General features: G+C 33.3%; 20 protein-coding genes and 3 pseudogenes. 5 read left to right on the top strand and 18 right to left on the bottom strand.

Annotated features, from left to right (window positions below; genetic code table 11):
* Positions 1 to 259: pseudogene (locus tag BMW37_RS08915) on the bottom strand (IS982 family transposase); the annotation flags it as partial.
* 995 nt (positions 260 to 1,254) lie between these two features.
* On the opposite strand from BMW37_RS08915, the gene BMW37_RS08910 reads away from it, so the two are divergent.
* Positions 1,255 to 2,064, top strand: a complete 810-nt coding sequence (locus BMW37_RS08910; protein ID WP_093319884.1) for an HNH endonuclease — start codon at positions 1,255 to 1,257, stop codon at positions 2,062 to 2,064.
* A 239-nt stretch (positions 2,065 to 2,303) separates the two neighbouring features.
* Here BMW37_RS08910 and BMW37_RS08905 read toward each other — a convergent pair whose 3' ends face one another.
* From BMW37_RS08905 to BMW37_RS08850, 12 genes and pseudogenes are all read right to left on the bottom strand, one after another.
* Positions 2,304 to 3,233, bottom strand: a complete 930-nt coding sequence (locus BMW37_RS08905; protein WP_093319881.1) for a retron St85 family RNA-directed DNA polymerase — start codon at positions 3,231 to 3,233, stop codon at positions 2,304 to 2,306.
* Between the two features lie 5 nt (positions 3,234 to 3,238).
* Positions 3,239 to 4,183: a retron St85 family effector protein gene (locus tag BMW37_RS08900; RefSeq protein ID WP_093319878.1), complete on the bottom strand. Its 945-nt coding sequence runs from the start codon at positions 4,181 to 4,183 to the stop codon at positions 3,239 to 3,241.
* A 745-nt stretch (positions 4,184 to 4,928) separates the two neighbouring features.
* The gene (herA, locus tag BMW37_RS08895) at positions 4,929 to 6,698 is read right to left on the bottom strand and encodes an anti-phage-associated helicase HerA (RefSeq protein WP_093319875.1); all 1,770 of its coding nucleotides are present in this window, start codon (positions 6,696 to 6,698) and stop codon (positions 4,929 to 4,931) included.
* Positions 6,695 to 7,927, bottom strand: a complete 1,233-nt coding sequence (locus BMW37_RS08890) for a DUF4297 family anti-phage-associated protein (RefSeq protein WP_093319871.1) — start codon at positions 7,925 to 7,927, stop codon at positions 6,695 to 6,697. Before BMW37_RS08890 ends, herA begins: the two co-directional genes overlap by 4 nt.
* 180 nt (positions 7,928 to 8,107) lie before the next feature.
* The gene (locus BMW37_RS08885) at positions 8,108 to 8,377 is read right to left on the bottom strand and encodes a hypothetical protein (RefSeq protein ID WP_093319868.1); all 270 of its coding nucleotides are present in this window, start codon (positions 8,375 to 8,377) and stop codon (positions 8,108 to 8,110) included.
* Between the two features lie 14 nt (positions 8,378 to 8,391).
* Positions 8,392 to 8,676 (bottom strand): hypothetical protein, encoded by a 285-nt coding sequence (locus BMW37_RS08880; RefSeq protein ID WP_093319866.1) that lies wholly within the window; start codon positions 8,674 to 8,676, stop codon positions 8,392 to 8,394.
* 405 nt (positions 8,677 to 9,081) lie between these two features.
* Entirely contained in the window at positions 9,082 to 9,414 is a 333-nt protein-coding gene (locus BMW37_RS08875) for a YobI family P-loop NTPase (protein ID WP_093319864.1), read from the bottom strand.
* A 95-nt stretch (positions 9,415 to 9,509) separates the two neighbouring features.
* On the bottom strand, positions 9,510 to 10,688 hold the full coding sequence (locus BMW37_RS08870; RefSeq protein ID WP_093319861.1) for a restriction endonuclease subunit S: 1,179 nt from the start codon (positions 10,686 to 10,688) through the stop codon (positions 9,510 to 9,512).
* Positions 10,681 to 12,339, bottom strand: coding sequence for an HsdM family class I SAM-dependent methyltransferase (locus BMW37_RS08865; RefSeq protein ID WP_093319859.1), 1,659 nt, complete (start codon positions 12,337 to 12,339; stop codon positions 10,681 to 10,683). The genes BMW37_RS08870 and BMW37_RS08865 overlap by 8 nt, the downstream gene beginning before the upstream one ends.
* 213 nt (positions 12,340 to 12,552) lie before the next feature.
* Positions 12,553 to 15,567 (bottom strand): type I restriction endonuclease subunit R, encoded by a 3,015-nt coding sequence (locus tag BMW37_RS08860; RefSeq protein ID WP_093319856.1) that lies wholly within the window; start codon positions 15,565 to 15,567, stop codon positions 12,553 to 12,555.
* A 163-nt stretch (positions 15,568 to 15,730) separates the two neighbouring features.
* Positions 15,731 to 15,841, bottom strand: a pseudogene (locus BMW37_RS15950) (type I restriction-modification system subunit M N-terminal domain-containing protein); the annotation flags it as partial.
* A gap of 1,046 nt (positions 15,842 to 16,887) precedes the next feature.
* Positions 16,888 to 17,133, bottom strand: a complete 246-nt coding sequence (locus BMW37_RS08850) for a helix-turn-helix domain-containing protein (protein WP_093319854.1) — start codon at positions 17,131 to 17,133, stop codon at positions 16,888 to 16,890.
* Between the two features lie 197 nt (positions 17,134 to 17,330).
* Here BMW37_RS08850 and BMW37_RS08845 point away from each other — a divergent pair, with 197 nt between their 5' ends.
* The 4 genes from BMW37_RS08845 to BMW37_RS08830 all read left to right on the top strand — a co-directional run bounded on the left by BMW37_RS08845 (position 17,331) and on the right by BMW37_RS08830 (position 20,559).
* Entirely contained in the window at positions 17,331 to 18,323 is a 993-nt protein-coding gene (locus tag BMW37_RS08845) for a GTPase family protein (protein ID WP_093319851.1), read from the top strand.
* Between the two features lie 102 nt (positions 18,324 to 18,425).
* Positions 18,426 to 19,046: a hypothetical protein gene (locus tag BMW37_RS08840; RefSeq protein ID WP_093319849.1), complete on the top strand. Its 621-nt coding sequence runs from the start codon at positions 18,426 to 18,428 to the stop codon at positions 19,044 to 19,046.
* Positions 19,047 to 19,416: 370 nt separating this feature from the next.
* Positions 19,417 to 20,112, top strand: coding sequence for a hypothetical protein (locus BMW37_RS08835; RefSeq protein ID WP_093319846.1), 696 nt, complete (start codon positions 19,417 to 19,419; stop codon positions 20,110 to 20,112).
* A 252-nt stretch (positions 20,113 to 20,364) separates the two neighbouring features.
* Entirely contained in the window at positions 20,365 to 20,559 is a 195-nt protein-coding gene (locus BMW37_RS08830; RefSeq protein ID WP_093319844.1) for a hypothetical protein, read from the top strand.
* A gap of 224 nt (positions 20,560 to 20,783) precedes the next feature.
* On the opposite strand, the gene BMW37_RS08825 is transcribed toward BMW37_RS08830, so the two are convergent.
* The 5 genes and pseudogenes from BMW37_RS08825 to BMW37_RS08805 form a co-directional block, all read right to left on the bottom strand.
* Entirely contained in the window at positions 20,784 to 21,383 is a 600-nt protein-coding gene (locus BMW37_RS08825; protein WP_093319841.1) for an EcsC family protein, read from the bottom strand.
* Between the two features lie 237 nt (positions 21,384 to 21,620).
* Positions 21,621 to 22,265 carry a hypothetical protein gene (locus BMW37_RS08820; RefSeq protein ID WP_093319839.1) on the bottom strand — a complete coding sequence of 215 codons (645 nt, stop codon included), beginning with the start codon at positions 22,263 to 22,265 and terminating at the stop codon, positions 21,621 to 21,623.
* A 470-nt stretch (positions 22,266 to 22,735) separates the two neighbouring features.
* Complete coding sequence (locus BMW37_RS08815; RefSeq protein ID WP_093319836.1) at positions 22,736 to 24,574, bottom strand: VWA domain-containing protein; 1,839 nt, start codon at positions 24,572 to 24,574, stop codon at positions 22,736 to 22,738.
* Positions 24,575 to 24,942: 368 nt separating this feature from the next.
* Positions 24,943 to 25,758: pseudogene (locus BMW37_RS08810) on the bottom strand (DUF3150 domain-containing protein); the annotation flags it as partial.
* Between the two features lie 256 nt (positions 25,759 to 26,014).
* Positions 26,015 to 26,992, bottom strand: a complete 978-nt coding sequence (locus BMW37_RS08805; protein ID WP_093319831.1) for an AAA family ATPase — start codon at positions 26,990 to 26,992, stop codon at positions 26,015 to 26,017.
* Positions 26,993 to 27,000 lie beyond the last annotated feature (8 nt).

Here is a 27,000-nt window from a genome sequence, read left to right as displayed (position 1 = left end):
ACTGTTTGGCAAATTGACTACGGGAAGAGAGATTTGGAAATAAGTGAGTCCAATGCTTGTTAAAGTATCTCCAAATCCCTACCGTACTATCAATGCCAAATAATTCACCAATGAGCTCCATTGTAATGACTTCGCTATCTGAAAGCTTTGGCTTGAACCCTCTTGCTCTAAGAGGTCTATCGTATTCTTCCAGTATTTTATTTAAGCTATCGTCTATTTTAATAAAAGTATAGATGATATAATCTACTAATGATGGCATGATTTTACTCCTAATTTTGATTCGTCTCTTAATTAGTTGTAAGTTATGCCATCTCCCTCCAAATTATGCAACAAAAAAGTCGAGCATCGCGTTACATAAGGCGAATTTAATCAATGTGATATTCGATAGTATCAATCAATAACTTGCCGAGCAATCTATAACAGTACAGAAAGGTTCGGTCAGTATCATAGATGCGACAGTGATAAAAGCACTGAACAATAGCCCTATTAAAAACAAAACATGGAAAAATACACAAGATAAGGACGCAAGTTATAATGTGAAAATAGGCTCAGACGGCAAAATGAAAACGTTCTATTGTTTTAAAGGCCATATTGCCTGAGATGAAGATGGACTTTTTGATTCAAGTAGTCGTTAGCACAGATAAATTACATGATTTACAAGTCTTTGAGGAATTACTGACAGGTAATGAAGTATAGGTTTATGCTGATAGTGCTTATTCAAGCAAGAAAACAGCAAAACAACTAGAATCGAAAGGTATTGAAAATAAATATTAAAGCGAGCCTATCGCAATAAACCGTTAACAACAGAAGACAAGGCATTTAACCGAGTCTGTAGGGAATAAGAAGCCGAGTAGAAAGTATCTATGGGCTAAGTAAAATGCATCTAGGGATGGGGCAAGCTAGATATAAAAGCCTAAAGAGAAATGCTTTAAGCTTTTCCATGCGTTGCATAGCATTAAATCTCAAAAGAGCGACCACAATTAAAAAAAGAATTAGAACAATCACAGGCTGACTACGCCTAAATTTTGGCTTAAGTGTCAAAAAGGGAAGAAATGCTGGCATTTTTCGTTAAAAAGAGGAAGAATCAAATTTTTTTCCAAAAAAAGGCCAAAAAAACGTTAAAAAATTTTTTCAAAAACCTATCTTTAACAAAATAGATTTTTGATTTACCAAATGATAGATTTAACACTAATTCAAAGCTCTCTTATTATATAATTAGAGAGCGAGTAATAAATTTTTTAGGAGATAGTTTGAATGAAATTAATTGATACATATGAAGATTTAAAAGTAAATATTAAAGAATTACAAAAACAGATATTAGCTGGTAATGAAGATGCTATAGATTTAGTAAAAAAAGGACATTCATTCGTAGTTAGTACATATAATAGCCGGTTGCAATTTTCCCCATCAAAATTCGTAGGATATAAAAATAATAAGTTAAGCATATATATCCCTATAAGAAATGAATTAGATGGAAGAAAAACAAATTTTAAAATAATCTCCGTATTAAACAAAATTGATAAAAAAAATAATTTAATAGATAACTACTTTTTTGATTATTGTAAAAGTCTAGGCATTGTTGCTAATAAAAATGATAGAAAATTTTTGGTTTTAAATGAAGCTGATAGCTTAATTAATGATATTGAGGCTTCTAAGATTGAAAATAGCAAACTCTCGATAACTGAAAAAGAAAGTCTTATAAAAGCTAGAATTGGGCAAGGTTCGTTTCGTGCAAATTTATTAAAAAAATGGGGGGGTAAATGTTGTTTAACAGGAATTGCATTTGAAACTGTCCTTAGGGCCTCTCACATAAAACCTTGGAGAGATTCTGATAACTATGAGAAATTAGACGTTGACAATGGTTTACTCTTAACAGCAAACGCTGATTCATTATTTGATACAGGATATATTTCCTTTGGCACAAATGGTGAGCTATTAAAATCCAAATTATTGACTAACGAACAATTATTTTTATTATTAGGTGCAACTAATTTCCACATTGATCTAAATAATAAACAAAAAGATTATATGAATTACCACAGAACTGTAATCTATAAGAAATAATTTTCTATTTTTAATTTTAGTTAAAAATAGAGGTATTACATTACAAAATTAGCTTAAGTTTTTGGTTTAGATTGTTAAATGCATAAAAAAGCTTTACTTAGCGGCCTGATTTGTGTTTTTAGTCAATTGGTACGAAGACGGGACTTGAAGTATATTTAACAGATTCATTTTAATGTTTTTAATAATGGTTTTTAGGGTTATACCAACAAATATACCAACATGTGATTATTCCACTTATTTTATTGCGATTTGCGAATTTTATCCAGTATATGTTTGCCATATTTTGATTCCATTCTCAAAATAAAATAGGGTTCTACATGTTTAAAAAATGACAGATGTCCTTTTAATTTGAGCAATTCTTCCTGGGGGAGCTGATTTAAAGTGAATTTGTGAATGCAAGCAGATATATTGCGTTTAAAATTTCTTCCTAAGCTCATTTCTCCACTATTTGTAATAGTTATCCCTGTTATATGTCGATTTGATGCCTTAGATGAAAAAATAGTTTTTTCATGATTAATTAAAAATCTACCTTGAAAAATTTCTTGTAACATAGCAGAAATTTCTTCTGATAGTTTTAACAAAATGCTATTACTAATGGTGGAAAAAGATAAGTCATCTGCATAACGGGTATAATTAACATTATAAGATGCGCATAATTTAGTAATGCGATCGTCAAAACGGTATAATATAAAGTTTGAGATTAATGGTGAACTTGGTGCTCCAATGCTAAGCTGGAGTTTTGAGGATTTCCTGTTACGCCAAAATAAAAAGCCAGTCAGAAGTTTTTTGTCATTATCAGAAAAATGGATATCTAATAATTTGCACTGTTCGAAAAATAAGTCAGGTTCAATAGAAGGGAAGAAATCTTTTAGGTCAATCTTTAAAAGAAATGAAGAGTTTAAGTGCGGTATGACGTTGTTTACAATGCTCTTTTTTTTTCTATAAGAGATTACTGATTCGTGAAGAGGAAGAATATCTGTTAATTTTTTTATTATCATTTTTTGAATGAATTTTAATTCTTTAGATGGGTGAGCAATTATTCTCTCACCTTTTGAATTACGCTTTGGTATTGAATAAACTTTATAGCGATGTGGTGCTGTCCTGGAAAATGAATGCAACGCAGATATGTTTATTGATAAATTTTCACTTAAATATTTTTCTATGTTCATTTTAGTTAACTTTGGCTTTGATTGATATTATTAGCAACAGTGTATCTTTTTCTTTGAGAATCAGTTTTTTTATCTGTATATGTCATTTTTAGCCTTACTGTTAATTTTACTCTATCATACTTAGTACCATTTGATCCTGTGCCAAATTTAATTAGATTATTGGTTTTCTTAAGTGGGTAGTAATAAGTTGTTGAGCTGTAATAGTGATTATCTATATATCTAAATTTTTTAAGTAAATAGAGAAAATTATATAGTTTATTTGTTTCTATATCTAACTTTAAGGCCATGATCGATAATTCTATTTCAGAAATTGATATTGGAGAGCCTAAAGATATTATTTCATAGATTAAAATACACAAGTGGGCATTATTATTTTTATCAAAATTAGTTGTTTTAGGTAGTTTAGCTAAAATAAGATTAAAATCATCTTGAAAAGTAGTTATGATATGATCATCAGGTAATTCATTTTTTTTGATATTCCAAGGAAAAGTTAAAACTGAATCAGGATTTATGCCTTTGAGAAATTGGAGGGGCCCTAAACAAATGAATGAGTTTTGATTTGAATAATGCATGGTGGGTATAATCACAACAATTTTTTTATAAAAAGCTTTATTCGCACAGAATAAACCAAGTTCAACTAAAGAACCAGGACTTTCTAAAAAAATTAATATAAGTGATGAAAAGTGAGCTATATCATTTTCAAAAACAAATAAGTCTTTATATTTTCCAATGGTATCATAATCCTTGAATTCCTCAGCAAGAATAAAGTTTACGCTATTATTACTATATTTTTGATGAAAAACTCCTCTAAAACTTGTTTGCGGGCTACCTATATCCCTAACGAGTCCACCACATAAAAAAATTTTATGCTCATCATGTAAAACGGTAAACTTTGTATAGTCGAAGAGTTCATAAATATCAATTAAGCATTCTTCATAATTTTTAGACATTTTGATAGAGGTTGGATCTTATATAAAGGATTGATATAACGATTAAATTAAGAACCTTTTACTTTAGGATAGCGTTGGAGCTGTTTTGCCTATCCGAAGCTAGCGAAGGATAGGCAAAACAGCTCCAACGCAAGCTAAATAAAATCAATAAGATTTAGTCTGGCGAAACGCCTGACAAGAAGTAACAAAGCTTACTTCATATTCGCTAAAAGGTTAGAATCCATTATAATGAGAAATGAGTTAATAGACAAGAGGTATGACAAAAAAATTAAGATATATTTTTCAGTTTAAGTACCTCCTGTATTCTAAAAGTAAAGCAAAAATATGTATAATAGTATTGTTTTTGATTAGTTAATTTTAGTAACGTCTTATAGATACCTTTGGATTTCTGTAAGAATTTTTAACTCGCATATTTAGCAATCAGGTTGTGGTTCAAAAATAAACAAAATATATGCAAAATAACAGCTTTTGAGTATGGATTTACACCACTTTTTCTATGTGATGATAATTTATATACTTATGCAAAGCTCTCTTATAATATTAAAAAATTTAACAACATAGAATCATTCACAATGAAATATTACTACGGTTGGTTTTTTAGGGATTTACATAAAAAAAGTAATTTTGTTTCGAAAATATTATCAGATAACTTAAAATCAGACGGAGTAATACACATAAATCTTATAACAATATATCAAAGTTTTACGTGACATTAATCACTAAAATGGTTCAAATGCACAATCAATTACGATTCTTTAAGCCAAGCCTTAGTCAGGGTTCCAAAATCAATATTTTTCCACTTGTTTTTCCATAATTGAAAATAAGGGATGTCGTTGGATGATGGCTCTGGATGACAGCGTTTGATTTTTATAAGAGAAGGCATTATTACCGCTTCACCAATTAGTAAAGCTTCACCTGCACCTAACGTTGGCAATTTTGCTGTTAGATTACCTAAAGTATCTGGTAGTAGGCGTGAAACATAATTTTGATCTGTTGGATTTGTAAGGCGCATAGCAAGAAATGTGCTACATTGTGAAAATATTGTTTCAGAAATTTCAGACGGTCTTTGGCTTGATAGTAATAGTGTTACACCGTACTTTCTACCTTCCTTAGCTATACGTTCAATAGATAATTTTGAAGCTCTAAATTTAACAAGATCACTTTTGGGGACATATTGATGAGCTTCTTCATATACCAAAAGAAGTGGAGTATCAGTGTTAAATTGTTCTCCAGCCTTTGTTCTAATTACTTTATAAATATAACCATATTCAAATAGCAAACGAGATATTAACGAGACCGTAATACTAAGAACTTCGAAAGGCACACCGCTTAAATCTATTATAGTAACATTTGATTTTTCTTCTAAATATCCAAGCAAATTTTGTAATGTCGACTCAAAAGTGGCAGATTTTATTGCTGGTCCGAAAAGAAAATCTAGTCTGTCTTGATTTATTTTCGACTCAAATCTAGAGATAAATTTGTCCAGTGATTTATCAGCATAACTACCTGAAGTGATATGTTGAGATTTAGTAGGATAAAAGTCTAGCCTACTCTGAAAATATTTATCAATTCGTTGTTTTTGGCTGAGTTCAAGTCCATCAGTATGCACTACCTTACCATCGGTGGCAATTTCATATGATTCATCTATAATCATATATCTATTCTCATTTTTAGCATTCACAGTTTCATTTTTAATATTGTAAAGCGCATTAAGCACTTCATTAATATCAAAATATAAAGGGCTATCGTAATAAACAAGTTTAGCATTTGGGTTTTTTAGCTTTTTATTTTCTGTAACTAACATTCTAAAAATAGCTGATTGATTATAGTTATCACGTTCACCCGTATCCAATAATATTTCTTCAAGTTCTTCGCTATTTAAAAGCCAATAAGGTAGAACTAAGTTATTAGAATTTAATAAATTTGCTTTTGGAAAGGCGGATAGATATTCTGAGTGGAGATCAAAAATAACGATGTGGGAATTATTTAAAGTATTTTTTTCAGCTTTAGAATCAATAGCAGATTGAATGATCTTTGTTATCGTATGAGATTTGCCTGAACCTGTTGAACCAACTACCGCTAAGTGCTTATTAAAAAAACGATCCCCATTTACAGGAACATTAATTCTTGGATTGGATAAAAGCGTGCTGAATTCAAATTTATTAATATTGTGTACGGATTCTTCAAATATTTTTTTTATTTCGGTTTCTGAAGCTAATTCAACTCCAGTCGGTGGAATAGTTAATGTATCACCTCCACGGATAAATACACCATCTTCTATGATGCCAAGCGGTAGTGCTTCTATGATATATTTTCTCTTATTATCAATGGCCTCTATGCTGAAGTTTTCAATTATTGCGATAAGGGCACAATGTTCTATATCAGTAATTCTCAAATATGATCCAACATTTATGCTTTTACCATCCGAGAATTTTAAAATGTCATTCACAGAAATTCTTATCATATTAGGGAAAACAGCAATAACTTCTGCGTTACTAGAGTTAAAATTATTCATGATTTAATAATCTCTTCGATTAAAAATGGATTAATAGTTTGTATTTTATAGTGCGTACGCCCTTTAGTATAATTTGTATCTAATGGAGCATTTTCATAGAAATCATATATTTCGACCGCTGAGTCAGAAATAGCATTAATTGTTGATAATAAATAATCTTCAGAAGGGATAAATTTAATTTTCCAAAGTTGATCTGCAGTAGGAGCCATGGTGATTGATTTAACCGAAAATTCTGAACCTTTAAAAGGATATCCATCATTAAACAGAAAGTTTTGTTTATAAAGATTTTGCTTTATTGCAATTAAATCATATTCCTTAATTCCTCTAATTAATATGTAAGGGCAAAATCGATCGTCTTGTGGTGTGTTTCTATGTTCTTTATGAGAAAAGTAATGACCTATTTTATAAAGAGTACTAGAAATTTTTTCTGGGCTAGTGCTATTAGAAAAATCAAATATAAAAAATCTAGAAAATTTATTCATTTTTGTTCCATTAGGTTTGAAATATTTTTTGAATAAATACTTTGCATAATATTCTTCACCAAATTTTATCTTTAACCAATTGTTAAAAATTACATCTTTACTATTTATTGAATTAATAAAAACCTTATTTGTAATAGTTCGAGATTTTTTATTGGGGTGAGTCGCTAATTTCTGTATCGTATTGATTGCATTTGGGTAATAAAATAATCTTGCATCAATAGGAGTGCATTCGGGAATTTTGCTCACTAAGAGCTCTTCTATTTTTTTCTGTTGCTCTTCGTAAGATAGTGCGTAAATATTAATATTAAATCGATTGAGAAAATCAGTCAACTGATAATCATGTATTTGTAATTTTTCGTGAATTTTATTTTCTAATCCATTTTCTTTATAAGTTAAAAAGTTTTTTTTAAAAAAATCAATAGTCAAAATGGATGGTAGTTTATGCTGGCCTTCCTTGAAGTAACCATAAATATTATAATTTAATATTTTATCAATATTATAACTAGATGCAAGGAAATGTGTAAGCATTTGTATTACAGATGTTTTAATTATCGAATGGTTGTATTTTGTAGATTCATAGTATTTACACTGTATAAAAGTACTTGAATTTTCATCTATAATATCTATATCCTCAATTCCTTCAACCACAATAGTATCATCAGCTGCTGCTTCAAGCAACTTTAATATTGTTTTATCAAATTGATAAAAATAACCTTTTATCGTAGAATGGGCACTGCGATCTTTCACTAGTAGTCCTGATTATGTTATGCCTCCATTTTTAACTCTGTTTAAAAATAGAGAGTTTGTTAATTTAAATTTAGGTAGCATTTCCGTGAGCTTTCGTTATTGTGCATCCATAGCCACTGGTTCCCCTTTTGTTAATTTACCACTTCTGACATTATATCAAATTTTTTCCCATAGTGCTGCTTAATCAAACATTTGGACTAGGCCAGTACCATTATTCTGAGGAATGTCTATATAAATACCGAAACCAAGACTTTGAGCAGTAATTAAAACTGGACGAGAGTTTCGATAATATTTCTGTAAGATAAACTCACGTCTTCTATCATTCTCAAAAGTTATTAATGATTTACTATTATCATTACCAAATATCTCTTCTGGAGGTGGTAGTGAGGTTCCTGAAAGATTTTGTCGCTCATCATAAGCATAATCTATTCTCTTAGGTGATTTTAGCATCTTATAATAGATCCTCAAAAAGCTTGGTGAAAATCTTGAACTTCATCAGTAAGTATTACGTCATAAAGTTGTGCACTAATTGAAATATTAGACAAAGCAGCCTTACCTGCTTCATCAAATGCAAATTTATTTCCACTAAATCGATTAGCTGCCTCACGAAAATCTAGAAATTCAGAACCCGTGGCTTGGCAATATTCATAATGATCTTTTAGAAATCTAGTCTGAAAAGTAACTGGGATGGTCAATTTAGGGAATTGTGTGTGCAAATAAGATCTTTGAGTGCCAGCACTATAGTTCATATCCTTATCCACAAGTTTATTTGCTTTCGCGTTGGGTTTAAGTTATTGTTTTTAAATATACAAAGGTAATGAAATGATATTTGGGTAATTAAATTAAGAAAAAGACTGGTTAGTAATACTATGTAGCAAGGCTATTTTAGTGCAAAAATCAATCATGTATTAATAATAAATATTCAATCTATTTCGAAAATGATACTTATGGGTAAGGGTATGGTTTAAGAGTATAAATAACAACGTTGTTAATAGTGTTAATATTCAATATATTTTATTACACCAACTACTTGCATCTATTCTGGATATTTTAGATAGTGGTAAGTTTCTTTTAGGAACACTAGAAATTATTTGTTGTAAAATATTTACTTCAATTTTGTTCTCTAGGATTTCATCATCATTTAATACATCTTTTTATAAATTATCTAAATATTTATTTACCTGTCCGGTACTATTAAAAGTGCTGAAAATTTCATTTTTTTCATTTTCCTGTATTTTATTGTCAACTTTATGTTTTTGTTTAGTATTAAAACTAGCTAAAGAAACTAAAACAACATTTTTTAAAGCACACTCTTTATTTTTAATATAAGCATGAATTATTGAGCTTTTACCTGAACCATAACTCCCAGTAACTACGATATTTTTTACATTACGCTCTTTTAGTGCAAAGTCTAAAGATTCAGTATAAATACTCTTGCCTAAATCATCTTTAGGCGCTAAAAATAAAAAATTTGTGTTGTTTTGCATATAATTCAACCATGTTTAAATTTTATATTACAGCACTTATATCACTTGAATGCTCTTAGAATGTCTCAAATTAAATTTTATCACCTGAGTATTGCTTAATCAATTTTAACCTGCCCATTCATCAACATTGGCAATAGCCAATCTCGTGTTTGGTTTAGCTTTTTGTTTTGCTTCATGTTAATTAAAATACTAATCATCAAATTTTGGCAAAGATTATTAAACTCAGATATTATGTTTTTATTTGGACATATCACATCAATAGAATTTATTTTTTCTTGTGATAAATTATCTCTAGCTGAACCAGAACTCAAGTTCACAAGATATTTATATAGTTTTTCTAAATGAATTTTTAAATATATCTGAAATTCTTTTTCGTGTGGATTAATAGCACAAATTGCTTGATTAGTACTTGCAGGAAAATCAATGAAGCTCACTTTACCAGCGGTAGCACCATACATTGCGATTAAAATAGTATTTTTATCAAATATTTTTGCATTAGAATTGTTTAATCCAAGATCAGTGATATAGTTTTTTGTGGAAATAATAAAAGAAGAATTTACTTCCCCACTATTAATCCAAGGAATATTTCCGCCTTGATAGTATTCGGATTTAGAACTTAAAGGAGTTCCGCCCGAAGCCGTTTTTGCAATATCTTTAATTTTTTTAACCTCCCAACCTAACGGAATCTCTCTTTTTAGGATTGAGTTATATTCCATTTTGCCGCCAGAAGATTTATAGGGTTTACCGTTTTCATCAGGGAAATCAAATTGTACAAACCAATAGTCATAAAGTGTTTTTGCCATAGTTTCAAGTTCTTTATTGATTTTATTATTGAGTTCAATTTTTTGATCTAGCAATGATAAAACCCAAGCAATGCTACGTTGCTCTTCTAATTTTCTTATTGCTTTGATTTTTAATGGGTGCAGATGATTTCTATTCATTGTGGGCACGCCAGAACCAGTCTTCATTTCAATAAGATTCAAACTCTTAAGAAGATAGTAAATATAATCAATATCATTGCCTTTAAAGTCTTTTATAAATAAAACAGTATTGTGAGGGAAAAAATTTTTCTTTATGAGATGTGGTATCCCAACTGTACCACTTCGTCCTATTGTGATTCCTGGACCTTTAACTTTATATTCATTGTGGTAACCCAAAATTCCATTAGAAGATTGAACTGGATATTTTCCTTGTATAAACGATGATTTAGGTAAATCATAACCTCTCTGAAATTCAATTAAATCTCCTAATTCACAAATCTCTAAACTACTCATACCTCAACCCCGCCAATTGTTTTTTAATCTCTGCTTCTAGTTCGTGTGATTGACTAAAAAGGTCATCGAGATTTTGGGTGAATGTTTGCATCTTTTGTTGGAACTCTTCGGGGGTAATATCGACATATTCGATTTTGACATCAAAATATTGACCTGCGCTAAGGCTGTAGTTTTTAGCAGCGATCTCTTCGTAGCTGACGACAACGGAAAAATCTTCAATCGCAGTCTTTTGATTAAACGCATTAATAATTTGTTGTTCCTCGTCATCGGAAAGTACGGTCTTTTGGTTTTTACCTTCTTTGACTTTTTCCCCTAAATTTGAGGCATCAATTAATACCACATCCGACTTATTAGACGCATCAATAAACAAAATTGATACATTTGTTCCCGTTGTAGCGAAGATATTAGACGGCATCGAAACCACGCCAGCTAATATCTTATTATTAACTAAATGTTCGCGAATACTGCGATCAATTCCTGATTGTGCGGTAATAAAACCCGTTGGCACAACGATGGCGGCTTTGCCAGTAGGTTTGAGGGAAACGATAATATGTTGCAAAAAGAGCTGATAAATCGCCATGCTGTCTTTTTTGGATTTAGGTACTTTGGGTACGCCTGCAAAAAATCGTGTTTGGTACGCTTTGGCTTCTAACGATTTATGAATATCGCTGAAATCTAACTTAAAGGGTGGATTGGAAACGATATAATCGAACTGCTTCCATGTGTTGCCATCACGATGAAAAGGATGTAATAAGGTATTACCTTGGATTACATTCGGAATGGAATGTACCAAATTATTTAGAATCAAATTTAAGCGCAATAGATTAGACGATTTTTGGGAAATATCTTGCGTGAAAATCGTGCAACGATCTTCACCAATTGCGTGTGCCACGTTCATCAATAAGGTGCCTGAACCTGCGGAGGGATCGTAACAGGTTGCATTACGGATTTCACCACGAACGGATTTTGGAACGAGAATTTCAGCCATAATTCTTGCCACAGCGTGAGGAGTAAAATATTCGGCGTATTTACCACCAGAATTGCTGTTGTAATCTTTGATTAAGTATTCAAAAATCATGGCATAAAAATCAAACTTCTGTTCGAAGATATGCTCAAAACTAAAATCAATTAACTTATTGATCGCGGCCTTACAAAATTCGTCACGTTTGGTGGGATCGGCAATGTATTCACTTAATCGATCAAATAACACAATTTTAGCGCCACCATCGGTTTTGACTGCGAACACATCTTGGTTAATTGCTGCGATATCTGCCAAGGTGTCATCAAAACGTTGAGCAAAATTTTCTGTGTTTTGCAGTTGATAAAGCGTACTTATAAAATGAATCGGTTTTAATGTTGCGGTATTAGGATTCATCCGCATGGTCATTTTTTCAAATTCGGCATCGCTTAATGAATCAATTTTGGCTTCCCACTCTTTAGCGTTCGTCACGTCTGGGAACTGTTTTTTCGCTTCTGCCGCGAATTTATCATTTAAAAATTTATACAAAAATAGCTGCGTAATGATCTTAAACTCATTGCCATCATTGCCTAATCCAAAGTTAGCACAAATGGCCTTTAAGCTATCAATTAACTTAGTCGTCTTTTCTTTAAAATCTTGTTCGGGTTTTACGGTACTGGCTAACTGGTTCAAACGACTTTCCTTTTTTCTTGTGTTTTAAAATATGTTTAATTTAAATTGTCAATCACTCTCACACTGTTTATTCTAGTGAGAAATTCGGTCATAAGCAATTTCAATTACCTCAAATAACCTTGGATTGTTGCATTACGCTTCGCTAACGCAACCTACAGCAACCAATATGAAATTCAGTGATAGATCTTCTGCTTTCTTGCAAAATCTCCAGTGTTACGTATACGCACCGTATTGTTTTAAATATTCAGTGACCACTAAATGATTAATATATTTTGCGCTTTCGGCGGTTAAATCAATCTTCTGGTTATCTTCAAAATGGGTGAACATCACTGGCCTAACTTGGCGTTCGAAATAGCTTTCATTATTAATAATTTCAGTGTTATTGAGCACTTTCTCATCAATCTCATTTTTGATACCTAACAATGCTTCCGCTATCTTACGCTCTGAATCAGTAATACCGCCAACTTGCGTATGGCGTTCTTGTAAACGTTTATGGATTCGGGTGTACTTTTCATCACCTTGATACTTCTTGCGTAGCATTTCATTCTCACGATTGAGGACTTTTACTTGCTCGTGAATTTTATTGAGCAGAATAATATTCTCTTTCATAGCACCTTGGGAGATTTCGCTTAATTTACGATTTTTAAAGATACGTTCAAGTTCTTCTTTTAGGGTCAGAAACTTCGGATCGTCTTGATCAATATTTCGTTGTAGTGCTTCACGAGTCTGTCTTAAGGTATTCTTCAGTTCATCTGCGATAACTAACTCTTCTTCGTTAATTTTTTCAAACTTGAAAATCACATCCTCTAAGGCACGATTCAGTAAATTAGCGGTCTCATTACCGTTTTCGATATTCTCTTTTAAATTTAACAATTCAAGATGATTACTGGTTTCGCGATACAAGATATTTAAACGTTTGAAATCTAAATCGCCTAGAAATTCATAGTGACCTTGTGTTCGAATAATATTGTAGAGACTTCTTGCATCAGCCAGCACTTTTTTGAGGGCAATAATTGTTGTGCGATCAGCAATTTGATTAATCTGTTCGGAGAACTCTTCCATATTTTCGGTATTAAACCGAAAGAGCATATCCTTGATCTGTTCGATCTCTTGTGCAATCTCTTCAGATGATTTGAATAAACTGGAATAGTGTTCAAATTCATCGCCTAATTCAGATTGCAACTCGTCAAAATAGGCTTTGTTGGTTTCATCAAACTCTTTACGAATATCCGCAAAATCGACGACATAACCATAACGGAAATCTTTGTAAGTGCGGTTCACGCGTGTTAAGGCTTGTAATAAACCATGATTGCGGATCACTCTGCCAAGATAGAGTTTTTTCAGGCGTTTTGCATCAAACCCTGTTAACAGCATGTTATAGACAAACAAAATATCAATTTTGCCAGCTTTAAACTCTTCAACCCAATGTTTACGTTCCTGTTTCGAGCCTATATCATGCAAAATTAACGCGCCCGATTTGATTCGTTGGACAGTTGATGCCTTTTTATCGTTGAATATCTCAAACATCTGTTTGGCTTGATCGGCACTGTCACAAATCACCATTGCACCAATCGAATTATCATTGAGTGTTTGCCGACTTTTCACAAAATCATCCAATATATAGTCAAGCATCGGGGTAACAAAACTAGGGTGTGCGTAAATCTTCCGCTTATCCACATCGCCCATTTTCACTTCAGCATCTTGCAAAGCCTGCTGTAATTGCAGTTTATATTGGGTTGAAATCTCTTCACGAATCAAACGAAGCGTGTAGCCATCCGCAATCGAAGCGTTGTAATAGTATTTATGTATGTAATCACCAAACAGTGAACGTGAATTGTATTCATCGCCCAGTAATGGCGTGCCAGTTAAGCCAATTTTGATTGCGTTTTTGTCTGATTCACTGAGATTGGCTAGAAAACTGCCTTTGGGGTTATAACTGCGGTGGACTTCATCTAAAAAATAGATGCGCTGTAAACTCAAATTGTAATCGGTTGACTGAACGACATGGGGATCATCAGCAAATTTTTGGATATTAACGACCGTAATCTCTATCGCGCCTGCATCATTATGAATCACTTGAGTGGATTTAATATCTTTGGTAAACGCTTCGCGAGAATCCACAACATGAACACGTAATCCGCGCGCGGTAAATTCTCTCTGCGCTTGTTCAAGCAGATCGATTCTATCCACAATAAAATAGAATTTCGGAATAATGTTTCGTTGCTGAAAATAATCTGTCAAATAACGTACGTTATAAAACGTCAGTGCGGTTTTACCGCTGCCTTGTGTATGCCAAATAATTCCTTTGCGAACATCATTATTGAGCGTGCGTTCAATCGCTTTAGTCGCAAAGATTTGCGGGTAACGCATGACATGTTTTTGTACACCAAACGTTTCTCTGACGTAAACCAGTGCGTAACGTAAAACAAATGCTAGACGATCAGGGCTTAATAACGAGGTACAAATACGATTAGTCGGCCTATGCGGTTCTTTATTGGTCAGGAACTCAGGATTGTGTCGGATCACTTCAAGATTATTGTCTTTTAGTACGCGTAGCTCATTTTCATCTGAAATGGATTTCAAAATAGCAGTGAGATCGAACTGTTCTTCTTCTCGGAAGTAATTAAAAGTCAGATTGCTATATGCGCTGGTTGCATAAAATGCACCTTGTATCGGTTCAGGATCGCCGTCGTCATATTCCATATTGTTTGAGAAGATCATCAACTGTGTGATATTGGCAAAACGTCTAAACCTTTTATTGCTAAAGCGCGTATTAATGCGTTCATGCTCCGCAATAATCCCGTCACGATTATTCGGTTTTTTCACTTCAATAAAGACAAGCGGTAATCCATTTACTAACAGCGTGATATCTGGGCGAAATTCATCATCACCATTTTTGCAGGGTAATTCAGTAACAACGTGCAAACTATTACGGTGAAAGTTTTCAAAATCAATCAGTTTTATTGTTCCGCGTTCCGTGATCTTTTTATAAAAGGCTTCACCCAGATCTTCATAATTGAGCAAGCTTTTGAGGGATTCGAGCTGACGTGTAATTTCATCAGAGGATAATTCTGGATTGAGTTTGCTAATTGCCGTCGTAAACAATTCAGGGAAGATGTTGGTATCTAAATCCCAAGTTTGTTCGGATAAAGAGAGATATTGATAGCCTAAACGCATCAGATGCAAAATAGTCGGGATTTTCACACGAGAATCTTCATTAAATTTCATAAATAGGTTTCACCGCTGGTATAACATAATAAGTGCAACATTGACAAAAAGTTGGCTGGGATACATAAAGTAGCCTTTTTCATTAATGCCAATCTCGCGAACGTGTTCTGCAATATCCTTATCATTCATCTTTGCATATTCACAAGCCTCATAGCCACCTGCAATAGATCGCAAAGTTCTCACTGATAAACCGATAAAACAGCATCCCTAATACATACTGTTTAAAATCCAAACCATCTAAAGAGCCTCGAACATCATTGGCGATTTGCCAAATTTGGCGCTAAAGTTCAGCTCGTTGTTGTGTGCTCGTCATAATTTTTCCTATCCTGTTACTAAATTAGATTTAATTTAACTTTAAAATATCTTTCTAGCCCTACATACACCTGAAACAAGTCACGTAGTTGTTTGGAATTTATGCGTGATTTATCTAATCATCATGTGTTTTACGCTTATTGATTACTACCCTTGGTATTTTTTGTCGCGTCATAAAATCAAATCACGTAAAAGTATTTAAAAATACAGATGATTACCCAAAGATAATAAAATTGCATAAATACCATAGTTATGATTTGTTAACCCCAAAATTTTTTCTTAGAACGCAAATTTAGCAATAGCGAATCTAAAGCTTACAACTTATATGCTATTTATTAATACGTTTTTGAATCTTTGAACTGTACTAGAAAGTATAGATACTAGCAATTTCTCTAACAAGGCAATCAAGAATATTTCATCAACACTAACTAATAAAAATTGACTAACACGAATAAGCTAAACAACGTTTCATGGGGTATATAAGTTGAATTCATTCAGTGACAGCTTTGCTTAACAACAGCCTAGGTATTATTCAGGAAAAGCTACCGCATAACTAACTAGAAGTTTGTTTGATTTGTTTTACAAATTTAGGCGAAATTAGCTTCAGAAAGAACTGCTTTTAACCGCTTCACTGATGACTACTATAATTACCCGATATCCTATCACGAAATTGGAAAAATGTAATTATGTGTTTACTTGATAAAGTAAATCTTTTTGCCAAAAATTTGCGCACTATAATTGGGAATTTTGTTAATTAATGGTGATAGCTTGAAGGTGAGGTTTTGTTGTAGTTTCAGTGCCGTATTGGTTCATAACGTTGCTAGAGTCGTTTTTTACTTTGCAATTCTTATCTAAGTACTTAATAAATCGTAATTTACAAATCTATCATGCTGGTGACATTATTTGTCGTCATGGTTGACTATACTATCAATTAGCTAAGCAGCTTCCTTGACTTAGCGTTATGAGTGAGTTTGTTTATATCTTAAATAGTATTCAAACGTGACGACGTCACAAATCTGCATCAGCTAGTAATTCTGAAGGCCTGCATTTAAAGGCATTTGCGATTTTGATGACATTAAGAATAGTGACGTTACGCTCACCGCGTTCAATTCTACCCATATGCGCGCGCTCTATACCAGCTAGGGCGGCAAGTTCTTCTTGGCTAATTTTAAGTTCTTTTCGTCTGTTACGGACGGCATTGCCAAGGAGAACTAATACACCGTCTGAATCGTGATTTGCTGATATTCTTTTCATGGCGAAATCATTATCTAGTCGATAAAATTAATCTACGTCATTTACGGCGTATTGTTAATGATGTATAGTAAATTAATGTAATAACTAGCAAGTGGGTACTGACTATAAATCAGAAGGTAATACTATCAGAAGAGTGTTATGTTAGAAGTTTGTAATACAGTTAATTTAATAATCAAAAATTTTTATGTGAGGATAAAATGAAATTTAAACTAAATGATTCAAAAGACGAGCTTCCATTCAAACAAGAAGGCGAAGATATGAAAGATGAAGTGAGTAGTAAAAGTAGCGGTGATAGTTTTTTTGATAAGTTGTTTGAAGAGTTGATGAATAAGCGTGAAAATTCTACAAATGCAGGAATTTGGAAAATATTAGAAGAAGTCAAATCAACTTTCTCTTATACACCAAAGATTGGGATAGTAGGTGACTCTGGTATAGGTAAATCAAGTCTTTGCAATGCTTTATTTGGCAGGGAAGTATTCCCCACATCAGGTGGTGGTCAAGGGTGTACCCGTGAAGCCCAAACTAAATTGATACAGACCGATAAGGGCAAATTTGAAATCACAGATTTACCTGGCATAGGTGAGAGCCCAGAATGGCACGATGAATATGTTGATTTATATAAAAAGCATATTCCTGAATTCGATATTTTGATTTGGGCTATTAAAGCCGATTCAAGAGCATGGAAACAAGCGATTGATGCATATAAAGAACTAACATGTGAACTCAAATCTTGCCCAATAGTTTTTGCATTAACTCAATCAGATAAAGTCAATCCAAGTTCAAAATTTTGCTTTGAAAAGATGCAGCCAAATGAAAAACAGATAATAAATATCAATAGCGTTAAAGAAAGGGTTGTCGCTGAATTCGATGTGGCACTCGAAGATGTTATCAGTGTAGCCATTGTTCTTGATGAAGAAACTGGTGACTATAAAAATTATAACTTAAGTAGTTTAGTTACTAGGATTGTTGAAGTATTACCTAATAAGAAAAAGAAATCATTCACACGTGAAGCAGCTGACGAAAATATAACTGAAGAGACTCAGAAAAAAGCTGATAAAGGGTTTTGGGATCATATTAAGGAGTTTGCAGGTGATATTTGGGAAGAAGCCGAACCTTATGTTAAGCCATTGTTAGGTGCTTTAAGTGGCAAAATCATCAGTCAAGCCTTGTCTAAATTTAAATTTTGGTAATTTGATTAATAAACGAAAAATGTTCAGTCATAGCGTGTGTTTTGAACTACACGCTATGACTGTCTTAATGAAATTCTTTTTTTAACCATGATTGGAGTGAATATGAAGTTAGTAACAATCTGTACAATTATAGCTACCACAATGATTATTTCAGGCTGTAAAAAAGAAGAGCTAGTTAGATGTAATAGTGAACAATTGCCTGAATTGCTTCACAGAGCATTAACGAAAGGCGTTAATGCTCAATGGATTTTAAGTAATGATCCTGATACGTATTATGCAAGGTTTTTGAACAGTGAAGATCGGCTTAAAAAAGGTGGATTCAACCGAAAATTAGGCCACGATGTAAATGAATTGTACTTAGCACAAACGGATACGATTGATTTGAAATTTGACAATGTCGTTACTTGGTTGATTGAAGATGATGCAACGAATGTTCACAATTGTACTGCTGATGTAACTTTTTCCATGAAGGATAAAGATGGTCAACCTGTCACTTGGAAATATACTGAATTTGGTTATAAAGTTTACCATGTAGATGGTGGAGATAAATTAGGCGTTACCTATGATAAAGATGACAGAGCTAATATTAGACGCTCATTGTCAAAAATTACCGCTGAATCTATTGGATTAGTGAATGCTGAAATCTTTTTTACGAAAGAGGAGCTTGCATTTTTAGCGCAATCTAGTAGTGCAGATCCTAGGTATTCTCGTTGGGAACAGTAATATTTTCAAGTGTTGCGGGGATGAAAATGATATGGTGTTGTAAAGATTTTATAAAATGATTTTATAACTTTATGGGTTATGTGAGTCGTATCATTCAACACAGATTTATTGAAATCCCATTCATTTTTAAATAAACTAATTTTTAATTATCAATATCTTGGGTTGAAATTCTGTAATCTAACCTCAGATAGCAAATGGCGCTTAGGTCAAGTATTACATTTATACTCGGTAAAAAAATACAGATAGTTAAATACTGCCACAAATTATGAAATCAATGCCAACCAGATACAAGTGTTGTTTCTGTTTTGTAAATAATAAAATCGTTAATTAGCTAATCTTAGTTTAGCTCACTTCAATTTAGGACAATCAAATGATTAAACGCATATCAGTTGTTACACTTGGACTAATTTCCCTAAGTGCTTCAGCACAATGGGAAATGATACCGCAAAACAATGGATTAACTATTATGAATAATGATATTAATACCAAAGTTTATATTACTTGCAATTACACAGAAGGCCCATCAATTTCAAATGGCGAATTCAATTATCCAATTGTGGCAATTAATGGAGTTGAACATAGTTTGTCAAACTTAGCTAAGCCTTGGAAATTATTATCACAAGCCAAACCTAGTGATACTTTAAAATTCGGTAGTTATGTAGTTAAAGCTGATAATCTACCTGAAATAATGTCCAAACTTGATTATGACAAATCATGCTTGGGAGAAGTTATTGAAGAAAGCAATCAGACACTATGGAGTCAACCTAATCAGGAGACAATCAAAGCTGTTTTTCAAACAGGTGAATTTCAAATTTGGTGCCCAATGGTAAAAGAATCAGGGCCATCGATTACTATCAACGGGCAGTGGCCTGAAAATGTAAATATTAGTGGGATTGACTATAATACTTTTGAGCAATGGCAGAATATCGAACGCCTGTATAAAGCACTTACAAGTGTTAGTAAGAATGATTTTATTGTTGTTAATCATGTTGATTTCATAGAGACCACAGGGTTATCAGTCATCATGAAAAATTGGTATAATTGGGATGAATGTAACGGTTTATAATGTAGCCATGGTGTCGGGCTCTTATTTTCAGTAAGTAAAAGAGAAGGGCTAAAAAATAAACATCCATCTAGAAAGATCACCTAATGGTGATCTAATTGGTCGACTCCTTATAACCCTGTAATTTTAGTTCAAATAATGATGCATTCTAGAATTTCGTTAACCAATTTGATACCCCAAAAAGTAAGCAAACACTAAGGTTTATTTGACTTTATCAGCTTTAGTCTTATCACACAAAATTAAATTGAGGTGCTTATGAGTAAAACTACTTTTCAGTATGTAAAGCCTACAACAAGCGCAACGGGCAAACAATCACCTAAAGATATTGATGATAATAACTTTGATATCGATTCCTTTGTGAATACTGATTTTTCGACACGTGCTAATTTAAATGATATTAGCGACCTACATAACAGTGTTTCAGAAAACTCCGATAAGGACGGTATTTGATACTAAATTCACTCAATAGTCATTGAGGTAATGAATAGAGAATTGTAATCTGTAGCCTCAAGGCGTTTAACTTTTTTGTGTTGACTCTTTTAGCCATACTGTTTATGTTAACTTAAACTAACCTGATAATAATTTCAATAAGAGGATGATTGCCAATCCCAATCATGCGTTAGGCATTCACCTCTACAATTTAAATTGTGACTGTACAGACGTTGAGTAAAAAATTACCTGCCACTAAAAATCGTTACTGCTGTTTCACCAATCCCTTTGGTAGCATAGTAATCCATCCCTCCACTGATAACACCACCTAAGATTGGTATAAACTTAGTAAAGCTACTAGTTGATTGAACTATTAGCTTGGTAGATAGCTGTTTAATTACAAGTTTATTTAGATTGTTAATTGCAACAACGCCCACTTTGCCTGCAAACAAACTTATTGATTTGTTTTTCAGTAAACTGCTTAATAAGTTCCCACACAGACAGCCAAGTATGATCCATTTAGTATTAAAGCTAGTAATATCGTGTCCTTTTAGTATTGCGATAGTTGCTACTAAACGAATTTGAATAAACAATACACTGACCAAGTTTGTAGGTAATAGGACGATGGAGGTAAACCATCCCCCTAAACCAGAGATAAAACCAGAACAAGTGGCTTTCCACGTTTCATTGCGAATTAAAGCTTCAATAGCATCATTGATGTTATTGTAATCATTCCTATATGATTGAGCTAAAACTGATGCAGATTCAAATGCACCTAATCCGTCTTTTGCTTTATCAAATAAATAATCTAATAATTCACTAAATTGCTGATTGGTACTCGACATAATATATTCTCCTTTGGTTAAATTTTACTGGTAGAACATGCCATACACTGATAAGACTACCTCTACAGTGATATAGGTCTAAGTATTATTCGATTTACCAAACTGGAAAATTAGAACGAAGAATTTCAATTGAGAACATATTGCCAATATGTGATTTTATACGATTAACAAACCAGTAAGATTAAATCATTACGCTATTACAATCCTACTGAATAGCCAAGACTACTATCAAAGCGCTCAAAATGATTTTGAATGAGCCAAATGTTGACTGATGGATACTGGCAAATAACTATGTAAATTAGCATTTCTATTAGCCCTTGGTCTACCTCTTAAGGAGGGTTCTGGAACATCACTTAAAACAACAAAAGGTTCATGGTTCAAATTTAAGAATTTTTGGTCTTTTTTTGCTAAGTAGCTGATTGCATAGAGTAGCGTTTGATATTCACTCGCTTTTGAATAATGCAACATAGTTAAGGGTCTTTTATAACGATATCTTTCTAAGTCACAGTCAAAATGCCTTCCTTCACCACCTGTAATGTAATGCCAAATTTCAATAGCTCTAGTACAAGCGATATGCGCACTTACAAAACGGTGCGCATTGATATACATCACACTATGATAATGAAGTCCTGTATCAATTGCATATTCAGGAACCCATTGATAAGCAACAATTACCTCATCCTCCAATAAATATTGCATTAATGCATACATTTCTCTAAAAATAAAATCACTGTTTCTTTGTTGACCAAGGCTAGAGCCTTTGTTAAAGCTAAAGTCCATCCTTACTGGTAATAATTTTGAATATTTAAGTTGTAGTAAATTAACATGGTTAAATAGCTTTAAGTATGTAGTAACATCGATATTTAAGTTGTGATTAATCATTTTTTTCTCCTTGTAGATTAATTATCCATTTGATAGTTAAGCTTGGTAATATTTAACCTTGAACAAAAGTAGATCTACTTTAAGGATCTAAATCATAGTGTTTTAGTCATTACACTCATGTTCATTGAGTTAACATGAGTAACTAAAATTCTGATGGAAATAGTGGGTAAATTGATGATTAAAAATTGAAATTGAAAATGGGGTAGATAATAAATAACATTAATAACCTAAATTCAAACTTTTGGGGTTGTTATCAGTAACTATCGTCATCAGTTTAAATGCTCATTTTTCAGCAGTCTGAACCTTATGATTTAAGAATAAAAAATAAAAGATTTTCAAACGTGACTGTATTGACATCTAACGACAGTTTAAAATTTTAGGTAAAAGAATTTGTAATATCGTCACTTTGCTAAGCAGGCCATGTCAGTAATAAATTACTTTCACGACCTGTCTTATGCAATACGCTCGGTCTAGTATTTTTGTAGAGTACTTTGCAGTAGACTAAAAAGTGAATCTTTTAAACGACTTGGATCATCAATAACAATGCTTCTATTGAATAATGTTTTAACATAATCCTCCCGTATTCCTATACCTATCAATTCAAAATTATTGTCAATACAAGTCTTAATCACCTCCATTGTCTGTTCAGTACTAGAGGGTTTACCATCTGTAATGATAATAATAATTTTGCGTTTACCTTTAAGTTTGAGTAGGTCATGTACTGCAAACCAAATGCCCTCTGCCATAGGGGTATTGCCATTAGCATGTTGATAAAATTTACTTGCATTAGGCGTGACTAGTTCATTTGGACGTAAAACAGTTGTGAGCGCAGGGTGATTACCTGCTTTCCCAAAATACGTTACAGCCAGACTTATTCCAACAATACCTTCTAGTGCAAGTGCTAAGGATAATGCAGCTTGATTCGCAATATCACAATATCGACTGATTGTTTGATTAACAGTGGTGGTACGATTCATTGAAGAGGATCTATCTACTAGCAAGTGTATGTCTGCATTTGGTGCAATTTTATTGATATGTTGTTCAAAAATACGAGTTTCTCCAGCTTGTGATAGTCCAATACGCCTTGGAATTAAGTGCTGCCCTTTTTGCTTAGGGGCAGGTTTTGTCTGTTGCAATGCAACAAGCCAATTTCTTAATCTGATACGTAATAGCGAGGATTCTTTTTGTGCTAATTTGAGTTGGCTTAATTCTGTTAACCCATTATGCGCTTTAGCAATTTCAACTCGTCCAATATCAATAATAGTCCGTTTTTCAGAATTTTTTGCCATTTTATTGAGTTTATTTGCGGCTCTACTGAATAGATCCTCTTGTATATCCTTTTGATCAGCATTGATAATTGATGAAGCAATCTTTTCGAGTGCTATGCGTGTAGTACTTTGGCTCTTATTATCTTTGCCTGAGTCAGAATACATTTGAGTTGAATTCTGAACAGAATTATTTAAGTCACAAGTTGCCTCACTACTTTTACGATTATTCTCAACGGATGTCCTATCTCCTATTATGTTGGTTTCTGATTGTTGATTTTTACCAAGGTTAGAATTCTGCTTGCTATGGTTCTGCTTTGAATGAGATTCACTTGAAGGCACCGATTGTTCTTTTGATTGTAGCTGAGGATCAGTAGGTGTCTTATTAGTCTTATGGTCTTCAGAACGATCATCATAAGCCATTAAATCAGGTAAGTTCATGACATTTAACAGCAATATGTTCACCCAATTGAGCGCATCTTGTGTTGATGTTAAGTGGGGGACTTCTTCAAAGTGTTTGGATAAAAATTGATTAAATGATAGAGGGAATATTTTATCCATGGATGTTTTTACTTGTTGCTGAATTTCAGTTAATGCTTTTTGTTTTAGGCAATGTAACCGAAGTGTCAGTAGACACATCATCTGTAAAAGATTCACAGGCGTATCTTGTTTAGGGTAACGAATTTCTTTATTTGCAATTAAGTAAGTGATGACTGCATTGATGGTATTTAGCGTACCAGGGTAAGCTTTAGCTAAACAAAGTTCTATTCGGATATCCTCAACGATATTTAGTAACGCATGTTTAATTGGATGATTAATGTTTGCTACAACATTAAAATCAGTATAACGGATATGAGCCGCTTCGTGTGCAAGGTAACCCCACATAACGGCCTTATCTTCTGGTGAATTAAGTTCAGCAACTGGCAGTATGATTGTTTTACCATCTGTTTTAGCTTGCTTACCTTGGAAAAGGACATGAATACCAAATTTTTCTCCGTAAGCAGCTGCAACAATAGGTAGTGCATTTTTAATCGGTTCTTTCATAAAAATTCCTTTTTAATATAGGTTTAGATAAGTTATTTCAAAAAAAATAGGCCAACATAAAAGTTGACCTATTGGTTAAAATTAACATCGGTAAAACAGCTAGTCTTAGCTAATTCAGATACATTCATCTAAGATCAAAAATAGTGTGAATGTGGTTTCTTATTAGTGAGTGACTGTGTCTGTTTTTGTTCTATTGAATTGTTTTCATTATCAGACTTAGATTGACTATTTCCAAAAGGTTGCTCTTGTGTTCTTTTGGTTGCTACTTTTGTTTGTGTGGTAATGGGGGGATTGTTCACGAGATCTCCTTTTTGGGTTGATGTTGATGGGGTAGTGGATATGGTATCTGATTTGCTTGTACTATTTGGATTGAGATAAGTTTCAGCGTGCATTTTTAGTTTATCAGGATCGGTTAACATTAAAATTGTAGAGACGGTTTCATGAAATAATCCACCTGTAACCGCACCTATTGTTGGAAAGCGATTTAATAAATTTGCTAAAGTATCAACAACAGGCTGCACTCGGTTATCCAAAAATGACAATCCATTCAGTTTATTATGAATACGTTTTAAAGGGTTTATAGCTCTTTGACTTAATTGATCTTTACCTGCAATTGATAGCCTAAATAATTCATTCGCATCACGAGCAATTTCACTAAACAAAGTTTGTCCCATACCCGCAACCTTATTTTCCAGTGCGATTTTTTGTTTAGCAGGTTTCATTCTGTACAAGGTGTAATTAAATTGAAATCGTTCCTGTACGTCTTGTATAGGCGAGATTGCCCTAGTTATTGCCTCAGCAAAATTAGGGTGTTTTTCTACCCAGCCTTTTGTCACACTATCGTAATTGGCAAGAAAGAGATGCTTATGGTGCATAAACTCTTGTCCTATTCGGTCAAGCTCTGGGGTAATGCTATTAATTAAATTTTCAGGAATAGCATATCCACCTAGAAATTTGACACCGACAAGTTCACATTGGCGTTGAGCCTCTTTTTTCAAACGCTCAAAGTGATTAAGTGCCTCAGGATCGCAGATTTTTTTACTACCAAGACTGGCTACTTCACTAGGTGGTAATTGAGAACCATCAGGAAGACGAAAATCTTCTGGGCGAAGTTTCTTACGACCACTCCAAATAGAGCAATCAATATGGCAAATGACTAATTTTTCAAGATGTTTAATACTCATAATAAGTTTCCTTTTGTGTTAGTGTTAACTGTGTTTAATGATGCATGATCTAAATGCCATCAGACGTAGTCATTAATTCAAATGTAAGGGATTACATTTAAGTACATAGGGTCATAAATGACTTGAACTTCCCAAATGGTTTAAGGTATGGAACGTTATGAATTGACTTTAGATTTAATTAAAAAGGCAGGCTTAAACATTACAACAATGTTCACAGTTAATTTTTAAAGTGTAAGTGAGATATTTGGTGTTGGGATTAAGACGGTGAGTTTGTCCAAACTTCCCCAAATGTATCAGCTGCAATACGGTGAATGGCTTCACGTTGTTCAGGCACGGCTCTAGCTGTTAGAGATCTTGTTAAGGCATATTCTAAAGCATTCGGTGCGCCCTTGAATGCAATGGTTAATTTTGCCCAGCGAATGAGCGTACGAGTAGATAAGGTGATGCTCAATTCAGCGCTTGCATTATGACTACCAATAAAAAGTCTTCTAATATCGTTGGCGATTTTTACCATATTAGATCTAAATAGTTCAGGCAGTTCTGGTGCAATTTTTGCAAGTATATCTATTTCAATATTAGGATCAGGATAATTAACTTCAAGCATCCTAAATCTATCCATAAATGCAAGATTTTGCTGCATAACACCTTGGTATAGTCCTGACGTATCTCCACTACCAGCACTATTACCAGTTGCGATGAACCTGAATTTTGGATGAGGATAGATGATTTCACCATCTTTTTGCGACAACATTAATGGGGCTCCTTCAAGTAAATCATTAAGCCCTGCTAATTCAGAAGGTTCAGCTAAATCCATTTCGTTAATAATAAGTATATGTCCGTTACGGACAGCCTTGGTTAATGCTCCTTCTACAAAAACCATATTGCCATTGATAAGTGATAGGTAACCTATTAAGTCGCTTAGTTCCAGACGCCCATGTGCGTTGACTTGTTGTACTGGCCAGTTAAGTCTTGCCGCGACTTGACAAATAAGGCTTGTTTTTCCTGATCCAGTAGGCCCAGTTATGTACATACCATCACCGTCTGGGTGAGATAGATAAGCGAGTACATCCCGTAATTCTTCTTTACGGAAGATATAGTCTTTATCTAACTTTGGAATGGCTGGATCTGTATTATCGGTAGCAAATGCTTCGACCAGCAATTCAGGTGGCGCTTCAACGTTGAACGTTTCTGCAATTTTAAACTTCGTGGTGTTTGATTGATTTGTATTTGCCATGATTTTGC

The organism is Thorsellia anophelis DSM 18579 (assembly GCF_900111395.1).
Classification (GTDB): Bacteria; Pseudomonadota; Gammaproteobacteria; order Enterobacterales; family Thorselliaceae; genus Thorsellia; species Thorsellia anophelis.
Note: the sequence above shows the minus strand (reverse complement) of the source record. Positions and strands in the feature narration are given on the sequence as shown.